Source organism: Paenibacillus sp. NN59, from assembly GCF_057597225.1.
Map to the genome: position 1 here is coordinate 3,121,738 of NZ_CP199678.1, position 23,478 is coordinate 3,145,215.

General features: G+C 42.8%; 22 protein-coding genes and 1 pseudogene. 16 read left to right on the forward strand and 7 right to left on the reverse strand.

From position 1 onward, the window contains the following. Window positions 1–316 precede the first annotated feature (316 nt). Together murB and ACT89M_RS13865 are read left to right on the forward strand one after the other, a co-directional pair. Window positions 317–1,210: a UDP-N-acetylmuramate dehydrogenase gene (gene murB / locus ACT89M_RS13860; protein ID WP_090915799.1), complete on the forward strand. Its 894-nt coding sequence runs from the start codon at window positions 317–319 to the stop codon at window positions 1,208–1,210. A gap of 209 nt (window positions 1,211–1,419) precedes the next feature. Next, window positions 1,420–2,139: a hypothetical protein gene (locus ACT89M_RS13865; protein ID WP_308721851.1), complete on the forward strand. Its 720-nt coding sequence runs from the start codon at window positions 1,420–1,422 to the stop codon at window positions 2,137–2,139. Window positions 2,140–2,161: 22 nt separating this feature from the next. Here ACT89M_RS13865 and ACT89M_RS13870 read toward each other — a convergent pair whose 3' ends face one another. After that, window positions 2,162–2,932 carry a DUF817 domain-containing protein gene (locus ACT89M_RS13870; RefSeq protein ID WP_308721850.1) on the reverse strand — a complete coding sequence of 257 codons (771 nt, stop codon included), beginning with the start codon at window positions 2,930–2,932 and terminating at the stop codon, window positions 2,162–2,164. Window positions 2,933–3,157: 225 nt separating this feature from the next. Here ACT89M_RS13870 and ACT89M_RS13875 point away from each other — a divergent pair, with 225 nt between their 5' ends. The 7 genes from ACT89M_RS13875 (at window position 3,158) to ACT89M_RS13905 (ending at window position 8,638) form a co-directional block, all read left to right on the forward strand. Then, a complete protein-coding gene (locus tag ACT89M_RS13875; protein WP_090915805.1) occupies window positions 3,158–3,502 on the forward strand; it encodes a YojF family protein in 345 nt (114 codons plus the stop codon). 20 nt (window positions 3,503–3,522) lie between these two features. Next, complete coding sequence (gene bshB2 / locus ACT89M_RS13880) at window positions 3,523–4,200, forward strand: bacillithiol biosynthesis deacetylase BshB2 (protein ID WP_154889229.1); 678 nt, start codon at window positions 3,523–3,525, stop codon at window positions 4,198–4,200. A gap of 282 nt (window positions 4,201–4,482) precedes the next feature. Beyond that, window positions 4,483–5,880: a right-handed parallel beta-helix repeat-containing protein gene (locus tag ACT89M_RS13885; RefSeq protein ID WP_341180852.1), complete on the forward strand. Its 1,398-nt coding sequence runs from the start codon at window positions 4,483–4,485 to the stop codon at window positions 5,878–5,880. Continuing rightward, the gene (locus tag ACT89M_RS13890) at window positions 5,877–6,479 is read left to right on the forward strand and encodes a nitrous oxide reductase accessory protein NosL (RefSeq protein WP_244159196.1); all 603 of its coding nucleotides are present in this window, start codon (window positions 5,877–5,879) and stop codon (window positions 6,477–6,479) included. The genes ACT89M_RS13885 and ACT89M_RS13890 overlap by 4 nt, the downstream gene beginning before the upstream one ends. A 24-nt stretch (window positions 6,480–6,503) precedes the next feature. After that, window positions 6,504–7,325 (forward strand): ABC transporter permease, encoded by an 822-nt coding sequence (locus tag ACT89M_RS13895; protein WP_154958632.1) that lies wholly within the window; start codon window positions 6,504–6,506, stop codon window positions 7,323–7,325. Then, entirely contained in the window at window positions 7,318–8,031 is a 714-nt protein-coding gene (gene ccmA, locus ACT89M_RS13900; protein ID WP_253494706.1) for a heme ABC exporter ATP-binding protein CcmA, read from the forward strand. Before ACT89M_RS13895 ends, ccmA begins: the two co-directional genes overlap by 8 nt. Window positions 8,032–8,044: 13 nt before the next feature. Beyond that, complete coding sequence (locus ACT89M_RS13905; RefSeq protein ID WP_308721847.1) at window positions 8,045–8,638, forward strand: redoxin domain-containing protein; 594 nt, start codon at window positions 8,045–8,047, stop codon at window positions 8,636–8,638. Window positions 8,639–8,713: 75 nt separating this feature from the next. Here ACT89M_RS13905 and ACT89M_RS13910 read toward each other — a convergent pair whose 3' ends face one another. Together ACT89M_RS13910 and ACT89M_RS13915 are read right to left on the reverse strand one after the other, a co-directional pair. Beyond that, on the reverse strand, window positions 8,714–9,052 hold the full coding sequence (locus ACT89M_RS13910; RefSeq protein ID WP_244159198.1) for a hypothetical protein: 339 nt from the start codon (window positions 9,050–9,052) through the stop codon (window positions 8,714–8,716). Between the two features lie 48 nt (window positions 9,053–9,100). Beyond that, window positions 9,101–9,232 (reverse strand): annotated as a pseudogene (locus tag ACT89M_RS13915) (TetR/AcrR family transcriptional regulator); the annotation flags it as partial. A gap of 214 nt (window positions 9,233–9,446) precedes the next feature. On the opposite strand from ACT89M_RS13915, the gene ACT89M_RS13920 reads away from it, so the two are divergent. Continuing rightward, entirely contained in the window at window positions 9,447–10,952 is a 1,506-nt protein-coding gene (locus ACT89M_RS13920; protein ID WP_487345292.1) for an NAD(P)/FAD-dependent oxidoreductase, read from the forward strand. 262 nt (window positions 10,953–11,214) lie between these two features. On the opposite strand, the gene ACT89M_RS13925 is transcribed toward ACT89M_RS13920, so the two are convergent. Continuing rightward, window positions 11,215–11,787 carry a flavin reductase family protein gene (locus ACT89M_RS13925; protein ID WP_487345293.1) on the reverse strand — a complete coding sequence of 191 codons (573 nt, stop codon included), beginning with the start codon at window positions 11,785–11,787 and terminating at the stop codon, window positions 11,215–11,217. Between the two features lie 125 nt (window positions 11,788–11,912). On the opposite strand from ACT89M_RS13925, the gene ACT89M_RS13930 reads away from it, so the two are divergent. The 4 genes from ACT89M_RS13930 to ACT89M_RS13945 all read left to right on the forward strand — a co-directional run bounded on the left by ACT89M_RS13930 (window position 11,913) and on the right by ACT89M_RS13945 (window position 16,072). Next, entirely contained in the window at window positions 11,913–12,257 is a 345-nt protein-coding gene (locus ACT89M_RS13930; protein WP_154889219.1) for a winged helix-turn-helix transcriptional regulator, read from the forward strand. Window positions 12,258–12,492: 235 nt separating this feature from the next. Next, window positions 12,493–13,167, forward strand: coding sequence for an MBL fold metallo-hydrolase (locus tag ACT89M_RS13935; RefSeq protein WP_154889217.1), 675 nt, complete (start codon window positions 12,493–12,495; stop codon window positions 13,165–13,167). A 301-nt stretch (window positions 13,168–13,468) separates the two neighbouring features. Next, the gene (locus ACT89M_RS13940) at window positions 13,469–14,893 is read left to right on the forward strand and encodes a glycoside hydrolase family 1 protein (RefSeq protein WP_154889215.1); all 1,425 of its coding nucleotides are present in this window, start codon (window positions 13,469–13,471) and stop codon (window positions 14,891–14,893) included. 3 nt (window positions 14,894–14,896) lie between these two features. After that, window positions 14,897–16,072: an MFS transporter gene (locus ACT89M_RS13945; RefSeq protein WP_308721844.1), complete on the forward strand. Its 1,176-nt coding sequence runs from the start codon at window positions 14,897–14,899 to the stop codon at window positions 16,070–16,072. Window positions 16,073–16,174: 102 nt separating this feature from the next. Here the strand turns inward: ACT89M_RS13945 and ACT89M_RS13950 are convergent, their stop codons facing one another. After that, window positions 16,175–16,918 (reverse strand): MurR/RpiR family transcriptional regulator, encoded by a 744-nt coding sequence (locus ACT89M_RS13950; protein WP_154889211.1) that lies wholly within the window; start codon window positions 16,916–16,918, stop codon window positions 16,175–16,177. A gap of 280 nt (window positions 16,919–17,198) precedes the next feature. Here ACT89M_RS13950 and ACT89M_RS13955 point away from each other — a divergent pair, with 280 nt between their 5' ends. Then, a complete protein-coding gene (locus tag ACT89M_RS13955) occupies window positions 17,199–19,067 on the forward strand; it encodes a beta-glucoside-specific PTS transporter subunit IIABC (RefSeq protein ID WP_487345294.1) in 1,869 nt (622 codons plus the stop codon). A gap of 159 nt (window positions 19,068–19,226) precedes the next feature. Here ACT89M_RS13955 and metE read toward each other — a convergent pair whose 3' ends face one another. Beyond that, the gene (metE, locus tag ACT89M_RS13960) at window positions 19,227–21,524 is read right to left on the reverse strand and encodes a 5-methyltetrahydropteroyltriglutamate--homocysteine S-methyltransferase (protein ID WP_308721842.1); all 2,298 of its coding nucleotides are present in this window, start codon (window positions 21,522–21,524) and stop codon (window positions 19,227–19,229) included. A 283-nt stretch (window positions 21,525–21,807) separates the two neighbouring features. On the opposite strand from metE, the gene ACT89M_RS13965 reads away from it, so the two are divergent. Then, a complete protein-coding gene (locus ACT89M_RS13965; RefSeq protein WP_308721841.1) occupies window positions 21,808–22,497 on the forward strand; it encodes a hypothetical protein in 690 nt (229 codons plus the stop codon). Window positions 22,498–22,640: 143 nt separating this feature from the next. On the opposite strand, the gene ACT89M_RS13970 is transcribed toward ACT89M_RS13965, so the two are convergent. Then, complete coding sequence (locus ACT89M_RS13970; RefSeq protein ID WP_154889202.1) at window positions 22,641–23,453, reverse strand: undecaprenyl-diphosphate phosphatase; 813 nt, start codon at window positions 23,451–23,453, stop codon at window positions 22,641–22,643. Window positions 23,454–23,478 lie beyond the last annotated feature (25 nt).

A 23,478-nucleotide genomic window follows, 5' to 3' on the forward strand; every position in this document is an offset into this window, starting at 1 on the left:
GGAAATATAAGGAAATATAAGTTGAACTATTTATTTACACATGAACGAAGAGGACAGAAAAAACCTGAAAAAGCAAAGCGGTAGCCTAAAAGCTTTCTGTAAGAAAGCTACATCGGAAGCATAAGCTCAGCGGATTTTTTCCTTTGGAAAAGGGAATCAAAAAAATCTGGGGATAACAGCGATTGGAAGGTTATTCTGTCATCGGAGTGGATAGTGTAAATTCTTTGGTTCAACTTATATAGATTGTCATTGGAGTGTGTTTCGATTTACAATGTAGGAATCATGTTCTTTTTGAAGAACGCAGGGAGAGAAAATCATGAATATTTTTGAAAATCACATACCTAACGAAAAAGTAAAATTTAATGAACCGCTAAAAAATCATACGTTTATCCAAATTGGAGGCAAGGCCGATATTCTCGTGCATCCAACGACGGTGGAGGAGATTACCAAAGTGGTTGAAATTGCGAACAGCCATCAGCTGCCGCTGACCGTTATTGGTAAAGGCTCCAACGTTATTATTAAGGACGGAGGCATCCGGGGAGTCACGATTTCGCTTAGCCGCTTCGATCAGATCGAAGTCAGTGGAACACGTATCATGGCACAGAGCGGCTCCGATATTATTGACGTATCCAGAGCCGCTTTGGCACATAGCCTGAAGGGTATGGAATTCGCCTGTGGCATTCCTGGCAGTACAGGAGGCGCTCTTTACATGAACGCTGGCGCTTACGGCGGTCAGATCGCGGATGTCATTGAAAAGGCGACGGTCATTACCCGTGAAGGCAACGTTGTTGTTATCCCTCGTGAAGAGATGAAGCTGAGTTACCGCAACAGTCTTTTCAAGATGGATCATTATATTATTTTAGATGCCGAGTTTACGCTTAACGAAGGGGATCAGGAGGAGATCTCTAGCAAGATGAAGGAATTAACGTTCCTGAGAGAATCGAAACAGCCATTGGAATACCCTTCTTGCGGAAGTGTGTTCAAACGTCCAGAAGGACATTTTGCCGGTAAACTAATTCAGGATTGTCAATTGCAAGGCACTCGCATCGGTGGGGCTGAAATCTCGACTAAACATGCTGGATTTATCGTGAATGTGGATCACGCCACTGCCAAGGATTATGAGGATCTGATTCAGTTTATTCAGAAAAAGGTGTGGGACACGTTCCAGGTGGAATTAGAAACTGAAGTGATATTCCTTGGAGAATATTAATTCAGGCACAGTTTATGAAGACTGGGGTACTAAAGCACATGTAAGCCATGACTAGAATATGAGTCGTTAATAAGATGGAGCCGCCATATGGCGGCTTTTTTGCTATATCTTATAAGAAGCGAAAAAACGATTATGATAATTTTGGTAATATTAGATGGGTTTATATGTTATATTGTTAATTTATCTGTTTTCAAGAAGGAGGCTCGAACATGAGTAAAGAAAAAGGAATGACTCTCAATATTATAGTCGCAACGATAGCGCTCTTAGTACTCTCAGTGATATCCGTAAACACATATATGTATTTAAAAGAAAAACCGGGTGGTCTGGCGGATCAGACATTGTCCAAAGCTATGGGGCTGGACGAAACCATGTCGATTCCGATCGGCAGTACGCCAGAGGATGCAGTTCAACAATTAAGAGCGTCGACTCCTAATGTCCGTGTAGTTCATCAGGAGCCTGTGGACGACGGTATGATCGTGTTTACGCAGAGAACGAACAGTGAAGCATCAAGTAATATGCAGCTGGAGTACGTACGAAAAAATAGTTTTGGCTGGAAGTGGGTGTGGGGCGGAGGTTATGGAATAGGAGATATAGATCCGTCTGAGTATGCATTGTATTATATGAACTTACCGAAGCTTGAAGGGATAGAAACTCCTTTTCCAATGGTGTTTGGTACAATCGAGCATCCGGGTATCCAGCGTGTAACTGTTGAAACAGAACAGAACGGCTCCATGTCCATTACTGAAGCCAAGTTGATCAGAACAGATATGGAAGAGTATATCTGGTTTGTGATGCTGCCTTCATCGGAGGGTACACCCTATACCATTAAAATATATGATGAAGAGGGAAAACAAGTGGGCAGCAAACAAAATGAAATGGTAAACGATAGCGGATCATTGACGCTGGGGAAAAGGTCAGCGTCAATGTGATCCGGACATGTTCTTCTTTAAATTATTTTGCTGTGCGATTGGCTTTCACGTGTTTGAGCTGAGCGACGATGATTACACTGATAATAACCAGTAGAAACCATGAACTGATCTTGCTGAAGCTCACCAGTTGCCAGCTCTCATGTTGATCCGGATATTTCCAGCCATTGAAGAAGGTAGCGATATTTTCTGCCAGCCAGATAAAGAAACCTACGATAATGAAAGCAAGAGACAATGGCATACGGTAGGTTGTATGGCGCACCCGGTAGATAATCCACGTTTTCCAGAAGACAACAAAGACAAGGGCTGTCAGCCACCAGCGAAAATCCGGGATAAAGTGGTGGGTGAAAAAATTAAGATAGATTGCTGCGCCGAGTAACATGGAGGGAACCATGCCCGGCCAGCCGATCATATCCATACGCAGTCTTCGCCAGATCTGACACATGAAGCTGGCTACACTGGCGTACATAAATCCGCTGTATAGCGGAACGCCAAATATTTTGCTGTATGCGGGCTCCGGGTAAGACCATGATCCCATATGTACTTTGTAAATTTCGAGTAAGAGACCGATTACGTGGAATACGCAAATAACCTTGATTTCGTCCAACGTTTCCAGTCCAGTGCGAAACATCAAATATTGAACAGCAAGCAGAATAAGCAGAATGGCATCATAGCGGTGGATAAAAGGAAATGGAATGATCGTTGAAAGAGCCAGTGTACCGAAAATGGCTACGGGAAAAATGCAGCTCATGGCCTGATGATAGCCAAAATGCAATAACTGAATGATTGATTTCATAGGAAGTAGCTCCTTTTGACACTTCTGATCTGGAGTAAATTTGAGTGTGCATGATCACTTATATTAATCTAATCGATTTTGTCCCATTTGAAAAATAGAAAAAAATAAAGAAGAAAGTTCATATTTTTGTCTGTCATTTTATGCAACTGAGCAGCTTTAAATGTATATTCTTTGATGCATATGATAAAATGGAGTTCATACTTTACAAGAAACAAGGAGGCCGTCATGCAACTGATACAACCACAAGATATCCAGCTTCGGCTCGATCGCCTTGTTGATCAGGATGTATATATGCATCTTGAGATGACAACGGGCGCTTACGCTCAACATTACGATAGTTCACGGCATCCGGCTTCAGCTTTTATCACCAATGCCGCCATTCGATATACACAGGGCTCCATTTCAGGTGAGGGACCTTACCGTGTCGGTCTCAAGACGACAGATGGCTGGGTGTATGCTGAAGGGCTAACCCATATTGATGAGCAGGAACAAGATAGATTGATTATGGCCGGCCATGACACCCAGGGCAAACTGGTTGTGGCTCTGCAGCTGAGCCGGGAGAAGTTCTAATGGAAGTGGAGGAACAACATATGACAAAGAATGCACACGATGAGCATCAACGCATCCTGGTGGTTTATCCTCATCCAGACGACGAAGCATTCTCCGTATCGGGCACGTTAGCCAAATACATTGATTCTGGAGCACACGTTACATATGCTTGTCTGACGCTGGGTGAGATGGGACGTAACATGGGTATTCCGCCGTTCGCGAACCGCGTGACCCTGCCATCTATCCGCAAAGATGAGCTTATTGAAGCGGCTAGTGCGATTGGTATTCAAGATTTAAGAATGCTCGGATTTCATGATAAAATGGTAGAGTTTGAAGATCCTCAATTGCTCGATGGCAGCATTATGGCTCTTCTTGAGGAGATTAAGCCATCACTGATCTTTACATTTTATCCTGGATACAGTGTTCACCCCGATCATGATGCGACAGGAGCTGCGGTGATCAGGGTTGTTAGCCGTCTACCGCTGGAAGAGCGTCCTGTCGTTCACTGCGTAGCTTTTTCTAATAATCATGAGCAGCATATTGGCAAGCCAGATGTAACCGTAGATGTCTCCCAATTTCTGGCGCAAAAGCTGGCTTCGATTCGTGCCCACCGCTCGCAATTTCAAGCCGCAGAGTTGCTTGGTAATCGCAAGCTGAACGACGAAGAACTTCAAGCACGCTTTGGACGTGAGCGGTTCTGGACCTATCGATTTGCATAAGTTGAAACTTACTAAAGTCGCCAATTTGGCGGCTTTTTTTCATTCAATCACAATTTGGACACAAAAGTAAGCAAGCTATAGCCTGATGGGGCTATATGGGAAATTTATCATTTTCGATACACTGTGTGAAGGACTGGGATCACACGATACTGTGACAACAATAAGAAGGAACTGGAGGAACGTGGTGATGATATGGATGCAAAATACAGGAGAATTGGGGGCTTATACATTCTGAACGTGAGAGATCGATGGAAGAACAATAACAAAAATACAATCAAAAATATGAACAGTAATAAACGATTCAATATCCGTAGGCTTGCAGCGAATACTCTGATCGTGATCGGACTGAGCCTCCTTCTAGTGTTTCAAACTACCGTGAATGCTACTGGAGTCACTGGAGATCGTGAATCCGTCCTACTTCAGCCCATTATAGACCAAGCGGATGCCGGAGCGGTTATTCATCTTGAACCTGGTCGATATGAAGGCCCCGTTCTCATCTCTAAAGCACTCACTCTAATTGGGGATGATTCGGTTACCATCCATAATGAACAGGAACAAAGTGCGATATCCATTCAGGCGGAAGGTGTGAAATTGGAAGGGTTTACAATCGAACATAACGGTCGTCAACCAGCAGCAGCTGTGCAGATTACGGGCAGCAATAACGAAATATCCGACCTTAAGATTCGTACCAAGGGGGCTGGTTTGCTTCTGCGTGATGCAGCTACTTCTGTAATACGAAATAATACGATTGAATGGGCAGGTGCAAGCACAGCATCCAGCAGTCAAAAAGGCAACGGGATCGATCTCTACAATTCGCATAACAGTAGGATTGAAGGGAATCAGATTGAGGGTGTGCTCGATAGCATCTATGTGGAGAACAGCCGAAACGTAGCGGTGAACAATAATCGTTTCATGCAAACCAGGTACGGTATTCATTGCATGTATATCGATGGATCATCTGTTACGAATAACACAGGAGAAGGTAACATGACAGGTGCCATGATCATGGGTGTTAAAAATACGGTTGTATCAGGCAACACGTTTCGCAAACAAAGTTCAAATGTTCATTCGCAAGGTATTTTGCTCTATGACGTGCATCAGTCCAAGATCCACAGCAATACAGTAGAGGGCAATCGTGTGGGCATGAATATCGCTGAGTCCTCAGGCAATGAAATTGATGACAACGGCTTAATCAGTAATTTCGTTGGAATCCAGATGGTGCTCGCTGAGGGAAATCAATTTACGCAAAATCGATTTGTTTCCAACGTTATTGATGCCTCGACAATGGACAGCAAGGATAATATTTTGAAAGAAAACTATTGGGATTCCTTTCAGGGGTTGGATCTGAATCAGGATGGAATCAGCGAGCTTTCCTATGCGATCAACCCGTTCTACGAACAAGTAATAAGCAGAAATGCAGCGTACCAGCTATTTTTTCAATCACCGGGCATGGTCTTTCTGAGTGAACTGCACTCGGAAGGGAAAAGCAATTGGACAACAGACGAGTCACCGCAGATGAGCATTGTGAAAAAGCATACTGAAGTTGCAGCAACATCGGGAACATCCGGGACAGCTAGAACAAATGTGGGAACCTGGTCTAGTCCCGTTATGATAATCAGTTTACTTTTACTTGGTTTGTCTGCTAGTACGATGATCTATATGGGGGTATGGAGAAAATGAATAAACGATGGATTTTGGCAATGGTGTTGCTGTTAGGGACTTTGATGTTAACGGCTTGTGGGCAGAAGTATGCGGCTGTGCCCATTAATGAGGACGTGGATATCTGTGCGATCTGTAACATGCAGGTGAAGGATGATGCGTTTGCCACACAGCTTACAACGAAGGACGGTAAAAACTTCAAGTTCGATGACCTTGGCTGCATGAATGAATGGAAAAAAGAAAATGGCACAGACAACATTGGCATGGACTATGTGCGTGATTATAACGATAAGGAATGGATCGAATTCAATAAAGCGACTTATGTATATGACCCTTCACTCAGAACACCCATGGCGTATGGCATTGTTAACTTCAAGGATAAAGCTTCTGCCGAGGCTTTCGTAGCCGAGCAGGGGGTAGGCAAGGTTATGACTGCGGATGAACTTGCTTCTCACGATTGGACTCAGAATATGGATAACATGAATATGGACGGAGACGGGCACGGACATGGTCACGATGAGGGCGGGACGGATCAAGGCTCGAAGCATGATATGGGTGAAGATATGAGCAAAGATATGCATCAAGAAGGTGAGTCGAAAGAAGGATCAGGCAACCACTGATGCTGATGGGGGGTGCTGAAGCCGATGTCTGATATGTTACAAATAACAAAAAGAGAGTTGAAAACGGGGTTTCGTAACCCCTGGTCGTATTCGTTTCTCGTTCTTTTTTGCACATTTAGCTTAAGTTTATTACTACTAAATGCACAGAATCCAGTAGAAGGATACTCGGGCACGACAGGTTCTATGCTGAACCTTATCCTCTATCTTTTGCCGCTGATGACGCTTTTTCTGGGTTCATTCTCATTGACTGCTGAAAAGGAAGACGGAAGCTGGCAGCTTCTATCGACGTATCCCATCGGTACGTTATCGTTCATTACAGGCAAATATCTCGGACTAGCCGCGGTGCTGCTACTCATCGTGACATTTGGCTACGGCCTGATGGGGCTAGTTAGCGGGTTGCTTGGCAATCCGATCGATCTACTGACCTATCTACTGTTTTTAGCGTTTTCTTGTGGACTTGTGCTGTTATTCCTAAGTGTTGCATTGCTGATCGGCTCACTGTCTCGCAATCGCTGGCAAGCTTTAACGATTTCCGTATCGATCTGGTTTTTCGCCGTTATTGGCTGGCCTACATTATTACTTGCAATATTAGGGCTAATGCCGTACCTCTGGATAAAACCGTTGCTGGTGGTGTTAACTTTTCTGAACCCGGCTGAATTGGTACGGCTGTTTATTGTGATCAAGCTCGGTGGCGGTTCTATACTGGGGCCTGAGTATTATCAATGGGTTACCTGGGTGCAACAGCCAAGCGGCAGTGCCATATTTGTTGGAATGTGCTTGTTATGGGTGAGTTGCTCGATCCTTGTTGTTTACGTTATATGGGAAAGGGGGCGCTCCCGTGCTTGAAGCGGAAGTTATCGTGAACGGTTTAGACAAACAAATCAAAAGTCAAAAAATTGTAGATGATATCTCCTTCCGACTTGGTTCTGGTCAGGTACTTGCCGTATGCGGCGGGAACGGTGCAGGCAAAAGCACCTTGCTACGTATGCTGGCAGGCATTCTGCGTCCAACGTCAGGGGAAATTATGGTGAATAACGTACGTTGGTCACAGGATCGCAAGCGGTATGCGAATCAGATTGGGTATATGCCGGATGATTATCAGTTCAGCCAAGGTCTTACGGCCGAGGAATCTTTATTATTCTGGGCATCTCTGCGTAAACTTCCCCGAGATAGGGTGCAGGAAGTATTAGTGATGGTTGGACTTGACGGGCAAAAACATAAACGGGTAACGACCTTTTCCAAAGGGATGCGCCAGCGTGTATTGTTTGCTCAGGCGATGCTTGCAAAGCCTGCTCTTCTGATCATGGACGAGCCTACCAATGGACTAGATCCCTTCTGGATGCAGGAGTTCGTACATTTGCTGAGAGGTATCAAACATCAAGGGCATATGGTTGTGTTCTCCACACATCAGCTTGAAGTGGCGAATGATATCGCAGATCAGGTGATGTTTATGAATCAGGGGTGTAATGTCGGGGAAGGTACTGTAGAAGATATTCGGAATCAGTATGGTTCACTTCATGCTGCTTTTCATCAGAGTCTGGGAATAAAGTGAAGGTGATGTGAACATGCAAAACAAGCCGCAAAGTATGGATACGAACAGTGCACAACAGGACGGACAAAAAAAGACAGGGTCGAAAATAAGACGGGTTGTTACGATGTTGATTGCACTGGCAGCATTGGCTACAGGTATATGGGCTGTGCTGACAAATTTATCGGACTCTGATTCGAAAAGTAGCAATCCAATTCGTACAGGAGTCGAGGCTCCTGATTTTACAGCAGTTAATTCCAAAGGGGAGCAAGTCCAGTTGTCTGATTACCGGGGCAAAGCCGTGATGATTAACTTCTGGGCATCATGGTGCACGCCATGTGTAAGAGAGATGCCCTTGGTTCACGAGCTAGCGCAGCAAAATCAAAATAAGGTGGAGACACTGTTTGTTAACGTGGGGGAGAGCAAGGGCACAATTAACGAGTTTATGAAAAGTCATCAGTTCGATTTTCCAGTGATCATTGACGCAACGGGCAAAGTATCCAAGCTGTACCGTATCACTGGCCTACCAGCCACAATGGTTATTGACCAAGCGGGACAGTTTAGCCATATTTTGCTCGGTGAACTGACAGAGGATATTCCTTTGCAGCAATGGCTGGAGGAAAGTATGTGAATGTTGATGATTAGCCAAATGAAGCAAATACAACTCACTCTAAAATCAGCCATTGATTTGAAAGTGAGTTGTTTGCTATTCCAACATGATTTTCTCATTAACCATTTGATAATAATACTCATCCATCTGTTCTGCCGTAATATCTTCTTCAAGATGATATATCCACCACGTCACAAGTAAACTAATGACTCCTGAATGATATTCGGCTAAAAGTTCAATTGGAGCTGAAAGCTGTTTACCTCTTCGTTTTAGTTCGAGAAAATCTCTTCTGGAAATATCTCCGATATAAGTTTTGAAAAAATCAGTAAATCCTTTATCATTCTTCTGATTTTGAACAATCGGTTCTAATAAATTCTCCAACATGAATCTGGATAAGCTTTGCAAGGGCTGCCGTAGCCGATCTTCTATATTCATGTGTAAATAATCCTGAAGCACCCAGGTTAGTGTCGAGTGTAACAGTGCAAATTTATCCTCGAAATGTTTGTAAAATGTGGTACGGTGAACCATCGCTCTGTCGCATATTTCATTAATCGTGATATTACTGAATGATTGTCCTTGCTCGGATAACAGATCTTTAAAGGCAGTGGTTAACAACTTTTTAGTTCGGGCAACTCTTAAATCAACCTTTTTCTCTATAATTTCATCTACACCTCCTGGTTATCGTAGTTTAACTATACAGCGTCTTTATATTGATTCTTACATAAGAGAGATTTTGATTATATATTGGTATTATAAGTAATATTTTTAGTGATCTACAACCGTACATTCAATATAATTCTGAAGAAAGGATGAAGTTGAAATGTCTGACATGAAAAAAGCGATAGTCATTGGGGCAGGGATTGCAGGGTTGATTACTGCAAGAATGTTAGCTGACTATTATGACGAGGTATGTGTGATTGAAAGGGATGAGTTCCCTTTGAATCCAGATAACAGGCAGGGTGTTCCTCAATCATTTCATCCACACCGTGTACAACCACGTGGCGCACTTATTATGGAGCATTACTTCCCGAGATACAATGATGAATTAATTCAAATGGGAGCGATATCCTCACATGATGAGCAGTTCCTGATTGCTAACCGATACGGCACATTAGTCAACAAGGAGGACTCTTCTTCGTTTGAAATTGCATCGTGTAGCAGAGCTTTACTGGAATGGGTGCTGCGCAAGCGAATCCAGAATATGTCTCAGATCAGCTTTTTAACAAACAAAGAAGTGACTGGACTAATCGTATCTGAAGATCAGCGTGCCATTACCGGCGTTTATACCAAAGAAAGAAGCGGAGAAAAGAAGGAAGAGCGAATTCCAGCAAATATGGTTATTGATGCTTCTGGACGTTCCTCCAAGATCATCAGATGGCTTAATAAGATCGGATTAACAGTACCAGAGCCTGAAGTGCTTAAGGTATCTCTTGGTTACAGTACCCGGTATTACAAAATAAAAGGCTCCATTCCGAACGAATGGGTGATGTCGGACTCCGATCCTGAGCGAGGTATTCGTGCAGGTATATTTACGCGTATTGAGGATGATATTGTTGGACTCATTCTTTTTAATGCAGGAGGAGATGAATACCCGTCTACTCAGCCGGAGGAGTTTCAAGAACAAATCAAACATCTGTTTGCAGCAGATAAAATCGTCGGACTTATGGAGCAATTAGAGCCCTTGCAAGGGCCTAGAGGATACCGTATTTCCGAGTCTGTTCGTCAGCATTTTGAACTGATGGAGAATTGGCCTTCGGGCTTACTCGTTCTGGGTGACGCATTGTGTGGTTTTGATCCTATTCACGGACAAGGCATAACTGTTGCGGCGATTGAAGCCGAGACGATAGGCAAATGTCTGGAAGAACAGCGCATACAACATGAACCACAGTTTGAGCGTAAGGCGTTACAGCGTATGCAGCAGGCCATCGAACCGGCTTGGTGGCTTAGTTCTGTGGCTGACATGCGTTGGAAAGGGGTGGAACATGGAGGACCTTACGAACTGAAAGGAGTTACTTTTGGTCAGAAATATATCAACTTATTTACGAAGAAAGCGATGGAAAAAGCGGATCAGGAAAAAGACAACTATCTCTTCTCTATGCAATTCCTGATGAATGCGCTGATCCTTCCTCCAAGTGAATATTTTAATTGTGACGTGCTGAATATGATTCTGGACGATAATGGTTCAGAAGAGGAGATGGAATTAAGGGCAGAGCTTGGTGTACATGATTCTGATTTGTTCCAGCAAAGATTGGATGAGATTCTTCCATCATTTGAACTGGAGTATGATGAGCAGATTAAACAACTGCTGGAATCACTTCAGCCTGCGATGAGCTAACCCTTTCATTGTAAAGTATTACTAGCTTCCTTAACCATTGAATATGCTTTTAATCGGAATTTGACTTATCATTAATAGTGAAAGATGAACTTAGCTTTAACCCCAAAACACAAAAAGAGTCGCTATTAGTAGCTACTTTTTTTGTGTTTTTTTGTATATTTCAAAAAAGATTCCCCTGTTCGTACTGAGAAAATTTATATTATCTCTTTGATCATTTCATGTAACCAAAATGGAAGTTGAGAGTTTTCTTTACGGATGTAATTTAGTCTTTACCAGGTCCGTGATTAAATTTAGTACCTTTTCCAATCGCATAGAATTGACCGCCAGCCACATAGTGTACTGTACGTAATTCATCAGGAGCATCATCAAAAATCCAATGTCCGTTGTTGAATACTCGATCATCACTCCAAGCACCGACAATTTCACCCATGAAAAGATCAAGTTCTTGTTCATTTTGAGAATTGGGGATAACCTTGCATACTAGCCAGCCAGCGGAACCTTCAACTAGTGGTAAATCAAACTCTTCTTGGTAAAAGATTGGGATATGTTCAAGTTTGTTGTCCATTCCTTTAGCGCTGTGCTCACCAACATACAAGACCGTTTCCATTTGTTGAAAAGTTGGAACATGTACTACATAGTAACCACTCTTTTCAACGAGTTCACGTGTGAAAGCTTGTTTGCCGATGTATGCCATCACTTTATTATTTCCCACCAGACCGACCCAAGCGGCTGCCATTACATTTTCTATCCCATCGTGTTTAGCAGAAATCATGGTTGTTGGACCTACTTGCAATAAACGGTATGCTTTCTTTAAATCAACAGGCTTAATTGCCATTATTTATTCACCTTTTCATTATTAGCTTATTTTCTTGTTGAACACTGATGTATAGTATAATGCAAGCATAAAAAAAGAATAGTATGCACTTTTTAGTGAGATACTATCCAAAAGGAGAGTATTAGATGATTCCAAGTAAAACAAAAAATGAAAAAGAAGACAGCAATGAATCATTTGTGTATACCTTATCGCTAATTAGTGGTAAATGGAAATTACATATCTTATTTTTACTACTGAAGGAAGACATTATGCGTTATGGTGAGTTGAAAAGAGCGCTTCAAGGAATTACACACAAAATGCTCAGTAATCAATTAAAAGAGCTGGAGGCTGATTCGCTCATTACACGCCATGAATACTCACAAGTACCGCCTAAAGTTGAGTATTACCTTTCAGAGCGTGGCAAGTCCCTCATCCCTGCTCTGCAAGAGCTATGCAAGTGGGGAGTAGATCATATGGATGATGAACTATAAGTTGCGAGTCATTCTGAATACAGCACTAAATAGTGAGAAACCCGGGTGAATTATAACCTTGGGTTTCTTTCATTTTCAAATGAAAACGTACAAAAAAGAAGAAGAGAAGGCATCTTTTTTAGCTATGTTTGTAGCATTAAGTACCAAACCAATAAGAGAGTGAGCTGAAAAAGTGTTGACTTCTGACTTACTTTAAGTAATATAATATCTTTACGAATTCAAGGAGTGAATGTCTATGTCTCAACCGAATACCGGAATCAAAACGATAAAGCTTGAAATGGAATATTATGGAGAACCATTTATAGTATATCCAACATTGTTATGGGATGAACAGAATGTAGTGCTCGTTGATACGGGCATTACTGGGCAATTGGCACAAATTCGTACGTTACTCGAAAAGAAGAATTTCAGTTTCAATAAGCTGACGCATATCATCATCACGCATCAAGATGGGGATCACATTGGCAGTCTGCCGGAATTAGTTGAGGCAAGAGGGAGCGAGGTGACGATACTTGCGCATGAGGAAACGGTACCCTATTTGACCGGAACCGTTCCGCTTATTAAAAGTAAAGATTTCGCACCGTCTGTGCACGTTCATACCGCTTTAAAGGATGGAGATATCCTGCCCTTGGCAGGTGGTATTCAAGTCGTCTTTACACCAGGACACACACCAGATCATATGTCGCTATATCATATCCCGAGCCAAACGTTAATTGCTGGTGATGCTTTAAATGCGGAAGATGGTCGTCTCTTGTCCTTTAATGACGAGCAAACTTTGGATCATACGACTGCGCTAGAGTCAATTGCCAAACTGTTAGAGCTTGATATTAAAAAAGTGATTACGTATCATGGTCACGAAGTTACGAATCAGATTAAGGAAAGTCTCCAGAACTTTGTAGATATGAAATAACTTATCATGGATGAAGTCGTCATTTTGGCGGCTTTTTTTATTTTGTTACATAACTATGATGGCGTAGTTGAATGCAGTTACCCTTGAGCTTGCACGTATTAAGCTTCTGAAACACTGTGTTACTTTTATGTTACAAATGTGAATCTCTGATACCTTGTACTAAATACGAAATAACATGTATTTTATGCACTAAACTATGTAACATAAGTTGTGAAAACAAATACAAGATAAAAAACCGATACAGCGTGATTCGTTTTATATCCAGATCCGCAGAAGGTTTAAAAGAAAGGTGGATTACCAAATGAGTAAAACATTTCAATTTCCTAACGGTTTTTTGTGGGGAGGTTCCGTCTCTGCAAACCAAATAGAAGGTGCATATCAAGAAGATGGAAAAGGACTTTCCATTCAGGATATCATGCCAAACGGCATTCAGACACCTCCGACGAATGAACCGACAGAGGATAATATGAAGTTATTTGCGATTGACTTCTATCACCGATATAAAGAGGATATTAAACTCCTTTCCGAAATGGGTTTCAAAGTTTTTCGTACGTCGATAGCTTGGTCCAGAATCTTCACGAAAGGGGATGAACTTGAGCCAAACGAAAAAGGTCTCCAATTTTACGATGATCTCTTTGACGAGTGCCTGAAATACGGGATTGAACCTTTAGTTACAATCTCTCATTATGAGACTCCGTTACATCTCGTTAGAGAATACGATGGCTGGGCGAACCGAAAAATGGTCGATTTCTATGAACGATATGTGCGAACCATTTTTGAAAGATACAAAAACAAAGTGAAGTATTGGCTCACATTTAACGAGATTAATTCGATTCTTGAACACCCGTTTGCAAGTGGCGGGATTAAGACCCCTAAGGATCAACTTAGCAAACAGGCCCTGTACCAAGCGGTTCACCACGAGTTTGTTGCAAGTGCACTGGCGGTTAAAATTGGGCACGAAATTAACCCGGATTTCAAAATTGGTTGTATGGTCATTGCTATGCCGATTTACCCGTTGACTCCTGACCCTAATGATATGATCAAAGTGATGGACGCGGATCATAAGAATACAGGCTTTACGGATGTTCACGTGCGTGGTTATTACCCGGGTTACATGAAACGTTATTTGAAAGATAACGGAATTACCATTCATTTCGAGCCTGGTGACGAAGAAATTTTGAAAAATACCGTTGATTTTATTTCCTTTAGCTATTATCAAAGCAGTTGCGAAACGGCTGATCCTGCCAAGCAAATTAAAGGAGAAGGAAACCTGATTGGTGGTGTTCCTAATCCGCTCTTGACTGCGAGTGATTGGGGTTGGCAGATTGACCCTCAAGGCTTAAGGTACATCATGAATGCGATGTATGATCGTTATCAGAAGCCATTGTTCATCGTTGAAAATGGATTAGGAGCCGTAGATGAACTGATTACGGACGAAAATGGTAACAAAACCGTTATTGATGACTATCGCATTAAATATTTGAAGGAGCACTTGCTTCAAGTCGCTGAAGCCATTAAAGATGGTGTTGAATTAATGGGATATGCATCATGGGGTTGCATTGACTTGGTGAGTGCCACAACTGCAGAAATGAAAAAACGGTACGGATTCATCTATGTAGATCGCCATGATGATGGTTCAGGAACATTGGAACGCTATCGTAAGAAGTCCTTCCACTGGTACAAAGATGTCATTGAAAGCAACGGGAGCAGTTTGTTTCGGGAGTAGAAGATGAGAAAAAAAAGTATATTTTTAATTATTGCATTATTTGTTGCTACATTGAATTTGCGCCCAGCTATTAATTCTATATCTCCACTGCTAGATACGATTCGGGAAGATTTGGGGATGAGCGCTGCACTAGCCAGTTTGCTAACGTCAATACCTGTATTATGTATGGGCGTATTTTCACCTTTTGCCGTCAAAGCAAGTGGGAGATGGGGAATAGAGCTAATCATTGGATATTCCCTGATTGTGGTGGGAATCGGAATAGCCACTCGGCTATTTACACAGTCTACGTCCGTTTTACTTTTATCTGCATTGATCGTAGGTATCGGGATCGCTTCGATTGGCCCGTTAACTTCAGGCTTTATAAAAAAGTATTTTCCCGATCATGTTCCATCTATGATTGCACTCTATAGTATTGCAATCACTGTAGGGGCTGCGGGCAGTTCAATGGTATCCATTCCCTTAGAGGCATATTTCAATTCTTGGCAGATCGCAGTAGGAGGGTGGGCAGTCATTGCCTTTGTAGCAACGATCATGTGGTGGATCATGGTGAAACCGCGATCTGAATCTGCTCATGTGAGTGGAATAAAAGAACGTCCGCAAATCAAACTTCCCTGGGGAAATAGAAGAGCATGGACGATTACGCTCTCATTTGGATTAATGGCGATGTTGTTTTATTCTTTTACAGCGTGGCTCCCGTTGATGATTCAGGAAATGGGGTATAGCAAATCCTATGCAACGCTTTGTCTGACCATATTTGTTGTCATCCAAATTCCGATTAGCTTTGTACTTCCTGTATTATTGAAGAACTTTCCTTCAAGAAGAGTATGGTTGGTTGGTGAATCTCTGTTCATGATTGTTGGGTTGGTTTTATTGATGATGAATTTCATGCCGATGGTTTCCGTTATACTCTTTGGAGTTGGGGCAGGGGGCTTGTTCACTTTAAACCTGATGTTACCGATTGATTCTACAACCAATGTGAACGATGCTACTTCTTGGTCAGCGATGCAGCAATCTGCTGGATATGTGATTGGAGCGATGGGTCCAATATTGCTAGGCTGGATTCATGATGCTTCACATAGCTTCACACCTGCTATGATTGGAATGATGGTGATCATCATTCTAATGATCATGACACAAATTGCAGCAACACGGAAGAAAAAAGGAATGGAAAGAGCTTAAAGTAAGCATTCATTTGAGAACTATAGCAGCGTAAAAGAGAGTCGAAATGACTCTCTTTTTGTTTGCGTAAATTTAGAAAGAATGGATGCTCCACTAAAACTCTTATTCTAGTTTTGCAATAAGATTGTAAACCTCTTTACCTAGCCATTCTAATAAGAAAATAACAGGTGTGTGTGTAGTGAGGTCAATACTTCCGAGATACTCTTCTTTTACATAATATGGAATACATACATCTGAAATTTTAGCCATGGTAGATTGGCGATTATTTGTAATTGCAATAATTTTATGCTTATCCTGCTTGATCCGCTCGAGATAAGGTTGAACATATGGGTTTTCACCTCGTGTAGACAAAGCAATCGTAATACTGTCTTTTTGAATTCTCGTATGAATAGGATAATGAGGATCTTTTATGTACATAGAGAATATCCCTAAATTTGAAAATAACCTAGCTCCATATTCACCCATTACTCCAGAGCTTCCGATACCAATAAAAATGACATTACTAGCTGTAGCAATTAATTTCGCTGCTGCTGAAATTTTTTCCACCAATTCAGGAGATTGAGAATGTTCAAAAAACGCATACACAGCATGATGAGGACTTTTCAACTCTTGCTTCGTTAATTTATCTTTTTGGGAAACGAGCATCTTAAGTTTTACTTTAAATTCGGAAAATCCCTCACATTGATTCTTTCTGCAAAATCGCAGAATGGTGGCTGTAGATACATGAGTTTCATTGGCCAGTTCTCTAATACGCATGTAAGCCACTTTTTCCATGTTCTGAGAAATATAGTTGTATAAAGATAGTTCTAAATCGTTATAGGATGAGATTTGCTCACTGGTGAACATAAATATGCACTCCTTAGACCATAGTCAAAATAATAAGTAGCCTGCTTAGACAGTATATATTACCTACGATTTAGAAACAACGCGTTACACTTTTGTAACAAAAATCATTTCGTGTCAAAGCAAACTAAACACTTAAATCATATATATTTTCTTCCCTGTTCTGAGTAACATGACGTTATAACATATGTTTTGTACTTCCATTATATCTGGCCAGACGCGTCCATGGTCAGAGAATACCTTATTCTACGTCGAAGGAGCCTTACAACATGGATAAACAACAATGTCCAAAGATATTATCAAACTGGTTGGTGGGGAAAAGAATATCGAACAAGTTACACACTGTATGACTCGACTCAGATTCAATCTGAACGATAACAATCAAGCTGACAAAACTACGTTGAAAAACACACCTGGCGTTATGGGTGTAACGGAAAACGGCGGACAGTTTCAGGTGATTATTGGCAATGAAGTTTCCGAAGTGTACAAAGCACTAATGAACAATATGAGCAATAAGCCTAGCGCAGAGAGTGCTCCAAAAAGCGAAAAGAAACAAAGGAATCCGATTAGCGCATTGTTTGATTTCATCTCGGGCATGTTCACGCCAATCCTGCCAGCCATTGCTGGCGCAGGTATGATCAAAGGGATCATATCCATTCTGGTGGCTGTTGGTTGGATGACGAATACAAGTTCAACCTATATCATTTTATCCGCCGTTGGCGATGGTGCATTCTACTTCCTGCCTATACTTCTAGCCGTTAGTGCTTCGAAGAAAATGGGTAGCAATGTTTATGTAGGAGCTGCCTTAGCTGCTGGTCTTATGCACCCTACCATTGGAGCCTTGTTTCAAGGGGGGAATACATCGTTTGCAGGGATTACAGTTATTGCTACATCCTATGCTTCATCGGTTATTCCCATCGTCATCGCAATCTGGATCACTGCTTACGTGGAGAGAGCGATAGACCGTATTACGCATGCTTCACTCAAAATGATTATTGTACCAACGGTAACGTTACTTATCATGGTACCACTAACCTTGATCGCGATCGGGCCACTGGGTGGTATTATTGGAAACGGTTTATCCGGAGGTATCAGATGGTTATTTGATAACGCATCCATTTTTGCAAGTATTTTGATTGGTGGCACAATGTCTGTACTGATTATTACAGGCATGCATTATGCACTGTTGCCGCTTGCAGTTGGTTCGATTGCAACACTTGGTTACGATTTTATCGTTCCGTTGATGTTCGCAGCTAATATGGCCCAGGGTGGTGCTGCATTTGGGGTTGGCTTCAAGTCTAAAAACACCGATACCAAATCACTTTCTTATTCGACAGGACTGACCGCTCTTATGGGGATTACGGAGCCTGCCATGTACGGCATTAACATGAAATTCAAAAAACCATTTATTGCAGCGCTCATTGGGGGCGCAGTCGCTGGAGCGTTTCTGGGAGCCTTTTCGGTTAAAGCCTATTTCATTAGCACAGTAGGTCTTCCGGGAGCTGCCTCATATGTGGGTCCAGACATTAGCAACCTGCTATATGCACTGATTGCTGCTTTAATTGCATTCGTTGTAGCTAGCGTCATTACTTATATTCTGGGCTTCCAGGAAGACGTACCTGCACCATCAGCAACGTCTGGAACTATACCTGTAGTAACTGAAGAGACTAATGTAGTAGCTGAAGATATTAAATTACAGGATGAACAAATATTCAGCCCAATCAATGGGGAAGTTAAGCCACTTAGCGTGGTTCCAGATCCTGCTTTTTCAGAAGAAATGATGGGTAAAGGATTTGCCATTCAACCTTCAGAAGGACGTGCAGTTTCCCCGGTTAACGGCATAGTATTCTCTGTTTCTAAGAGTGGTCATGCTATTGGTCTCGTAAGTGATCTTGGCGCAGAGTTGCTGATTCACATTGGAGTTGATACGGTAAAGCTGAAAGGCCAATTTTTCTCGCCAAAGGTGCAGGCTGGAGCTAAGGTATCCGTAGGCGACCTATTGATGGAATTTGATCGTGAAGAGATCGAAAAAGCGGGTTACAGCATGATTACGCCGGTCATTATTACAAACATGCATCAATATACCGATGTGGAATCAGCTGGTCGTACCCATATTCTTGAAAAAGAATGGATGTATACAGTCAAAGTTTAATCTGGTTCCCCTGCACAGGGAGATACTTTAAAAAGCCGCAATCCTGCATGATCAGGATTGCGGCTTTTTCAGTGTTGCTATTAGAACAAAACAGAGACTATGCAGATTAAGTTTATCTGTTATTAAAACTTCCATACGAATCATCAGTTGTAAGCTTATCTAGTTCAGAACAGGAGTAGCATTGTACTTCGCTCGGGCAATCCGGGTAGCATCTACCATGTTTCTTAGTGAAGCCACGGTTTCTTCCTGTCCGCGGGTTTTCAGGCCGCAGTCTGGATTAATCCAGAACAGTTTCGGATCGAGCACACGCAAAGCACGGTCAATCATGTTACTCATTTCTTCGACGCTTGGTACACGCGGGCTATGGATGTCGTATACGCCAAGTCCAATACCGAGCTCATACGTATTCTCTTCAAAGCTGTGAATTAACTCCCCATGGCTACGCGATGTTTCAATGGAGATCACATCGGCATCCATTGCTCCGATAGAATCAATCATATCGTGGAATTCGCAATAGCACATATGGGTATGAATTTGGGTGGTTTCCTGTACGGTGCATGTCGTAATGCGGAACGCTTTGACGGCCCAATCCAGATAATCGGTTTGTTTATTCTCCTTGAGCGGCAGGCCTTCACGGACGGCAGGTTCATCCACCTGAATCATGCCGATGCCTGCTTTTTCGAGCGCTTCAACCTCTTGTCTGAGTGCATACGCCAATTGATACGCGATGGTTTCCCGTTCAATATCATCCCGTACAAAGGACCAGTTCATGATGGTGATCGGGCCTGTCAACATACCTTTAACAGGGCGGTCTGTCTTCGACTGGGCGTACTTCGTTTCCTCAACCGTCATTTCACCTACAAATTCGACATCTCCGAAAATAACAGGTGGTTTCACGCAACGTGATCCGTAGGACTGTACCCATCCATATTGCGTAAAGGCAAATCCAGCCAGCTTCTCGCCGAAAAATTCGACCATATCGGTGCGTTCAAACTCACCGTGAACCAGCACGTCAATACCAATCTCTTCTTGAATGTTAATCCAGCTGTCAATCTGATCGCGGATAAAGGAAGCGTATTGTTCATTGCTTAGCTCGTTTTTGCGCCATTGTTGGCGAGCTTTTCGAACCTCCGTGGATTGCGGGAAACTGCCAATCGTTGTCGTTGGGAAGAGAGGCAATTGCCACTTTTCTTGCTGGGCAACATGACGTTTGGCAAATGGACGTGAGCGGTTAGGCTCTTGTACACGGATGGAAGCAACGGCTTCCTGCACGGCTTTGCGGTTACGATCTCCGGAGCTTTGCAATGCCTGTAGTTTTTGCTCGGCGTCTTTAATTTTAGCGGTGATGTCCGCATCAGTGCTGCGGATTGCTTGGGTCAAAATAACGATCTCATCCAGCTTTTCATCCGCAAATGCAAGTGCATCTTTGAGCTCAGCAGCAAGTTTAGCTTCGCGTGCTGTTGTGACAGGTACATGCAGCAAGCTGCAGGAGGATTGCACAATTAACCTTTCAGGGTTAACGAGTGAAGTAAGCGTCTGGAGTAATGTCAGCTTGTCTTGAAGGGATGCTTTCCAGATGCCGCGTCCATCAATGATACCCGCACCCAGCACTTTGTCTGCCGGAAAACCGTTCGTTTGAATAGATTGCAAGTTACCTTCCAATCCATGTACGAAATCAAGACCGATACCTTGAACTGGCAAGCTGATGATTTCGTTGTAGTTTTCAACGGATTCGAAGTAGGTTTGTAACAAGATATTTAAGCCAGGAACTGCGGATGCAAAGGCTGCATAAATCTTATTCAGGCGCTGAACATCCGCATCATTCAATTTCGTTACGAGCACCGGCTCATCAATCTGTACCCACTGTACGCCAGCATCTGCAAGTTCTTGCAGCACTTGAGTGTAGAGAGGAAGTAGCTGATCCAGCCAAGTGTCTGTTTCGGAGGCATCATAGCCTTTGGAGAGCTTCAGGAAGGTCAGCGGTCCAACGATGACCGGTTTGCCTTCAATGCCGAGTTTCTCTTTGGCTTCAAGGTATGCGATCAGCGGTTTATTCTCGGTTAAAATCGGCGAAGCATCATTCAATTCAGGTACAATATAGTGATAGTTCGTATTGAACCATTTGGTCATTTCACTGGCTGCGGCATCTTTCGTTCCACGGGCGATGCCGTAATAGGTGGAGAGAGGCACAGCACCTCCGGTATAAGCAAAGCGTTTTGGCACAATACCAAACATCACGGCTGTATCCAGAATATGATCATAATAACTGAAATCGTTCACTGGAATCAGATCGATACCTTTGGCTTGTTGCTTGCGCAAATGATCTAAACGAATCTCTTGTAATCTCGCGTGAAGTTCGTTTTCTTGTATTTTTCCTGACCAGAAGGCCTCAAGTGCTTTTTTCCATTCCCGATCGGCTCCAATTCGCGGGTATCCCAATACGCTACTTTTTGTCATTTGCCATAACCCCTCTGCAATGTGTTAACAACAAGGTATCACAGAAGTATGGTTATTAAGTAATTCCATTAAATTATATCCAGCTATAGCTATGGACTATAACAGACGGGACTAACAAGATAGAGGAGTGAGGATAAGAGAGTTAATTAGGAAAGGTTTGATAGGGAAGGTGATTTGAAGCAGTGACCTCCATTGAAGGAAGATAATCTGCTATGGAAGTAGACATAGGAGCGTTCCAATGGTTAACTAGGCTTATAGCAAGAAGGAAGGGAAGGCGGCATCCGTGAATCTATTTTATGTGCAGTCGATTGTAGGCGGAGTCAGTAAAGTGAAAAGTTTTCTGGAGGATAACTACATCGGCATCCCGTGGTCGGAGCTTGGCGATCTGGAGCAAGCGTCATCGGAGGAATTACGTGAACTGTTGGAGCAAACCTATGGAATTATTGCGGATAATTCAGGCGACGTTTTGGAGACGATCCAGCTGTTTGCAGACGCGATGAGTGACGGGGATTATGTTGTGATTAAGGATGAGGATTGGATGTATTTCGGAGACCTCGGCGATTACTATTATGACGACTCCATTGGCACAAGCGAAGACTTAATATGCCACCGCAGGGGTGTAACCTGGCTTGGACGGGTACCGCTGGAGGATATTAATGAACACATGCAAACTTTGCTGCAAGAACCCAACGTTGTTGCCCAATTTAAGTTGCCTGTAAAGCAGGCGAGGCTGGATCAAGCTCTTAGGGGGAATAGCGATACAGCGGGGAGTGTTGGGACAGCATTGAACCAAGAAACTCAGCGGGTAGCACCAGAATTATTCAAAACGTTAACACATGATCACACACTTCCACGAGTTGAGCAATCCACGATTGATAGCGCGCTGCAAGTACTTCAAGAGGCATTGCTGAGCAAAGATGAAGGACTGCGAGTACAAGCGGCTATCGCCATTTTGCAATATGCCAAACCGTAAGCTCAGCATCAAAGTGGAGTGTAGAACTAGTAAGAGTAAAAGCTATAACCGAGCGAATGAGAGGAAACCAGCGGATAAAACGAATTACAAGCACAAAGGGACAACCGCCATGGTTGTCCCTTTGCTGTGTATAGAGATCCTTTTTATAAAAAGATAAGTAACAATGTTCCTGCCGCAAAGCAGTAATATGAAAAATACTTCAGATTACCACGGGCCATAATGCCCATAAACCATCTCATTGAGAAATAGGTAACGACCAGCGTTGTGATAAACGCGATCAGGTAAGGAATAGCCAGCTGTGCACGGTTAGGATCATGCGCTATATCTGAAGCACCCATAATCACACCGCCGATACTGATCGGAATATAGAGCATAAAGGAGAATTTTAACGCCGTTTCCTGTTTCATACCGACCGCAATAGAAGAGATAACGGTAGCCCCTGAACGACTGATTCCCGGAATAAGAGCAACGGCCTGAGCGAGTCCAACCAGCACGGCGTCCTTTGTTTTTAAGTCACCGTCCTGTTTGCGGCCTCGCAGATTACGAATAAGCCAGAGCGCCACACCTGTAATTAACAGGGCAACAGCAACTGTATAGACGGATGAGAAAATTTCTTCAATCTGATCCTTGAAAAATACAGCGATAACAGCAGCCGGAATCGTTCCGATCACGATATATAAGCAAAACATAAAGTCTGCTCGATATTCCGGTTTACGAGTGGTTAAGTAACCCCATCCACCGGTAATCAGCTTCATGATGTCTTCCCGAAAAATAAAAACAATGGCAATTAATGAAGCGGTGTTCGTCAAAATTTCAAACGAAAGGCCATTTTGCTTCAGTCCCATTAGTCGCTGGGCAATAATTAAATGACCGCTGGAGGAGACCGGAATCGGCTCCGTTGCCCCTTGAACGATACCCAAAAAAAAGTACTTTAACCACAGTATAATCTGATCCATCTTGTCCTCCTTGAAACATTTCTCT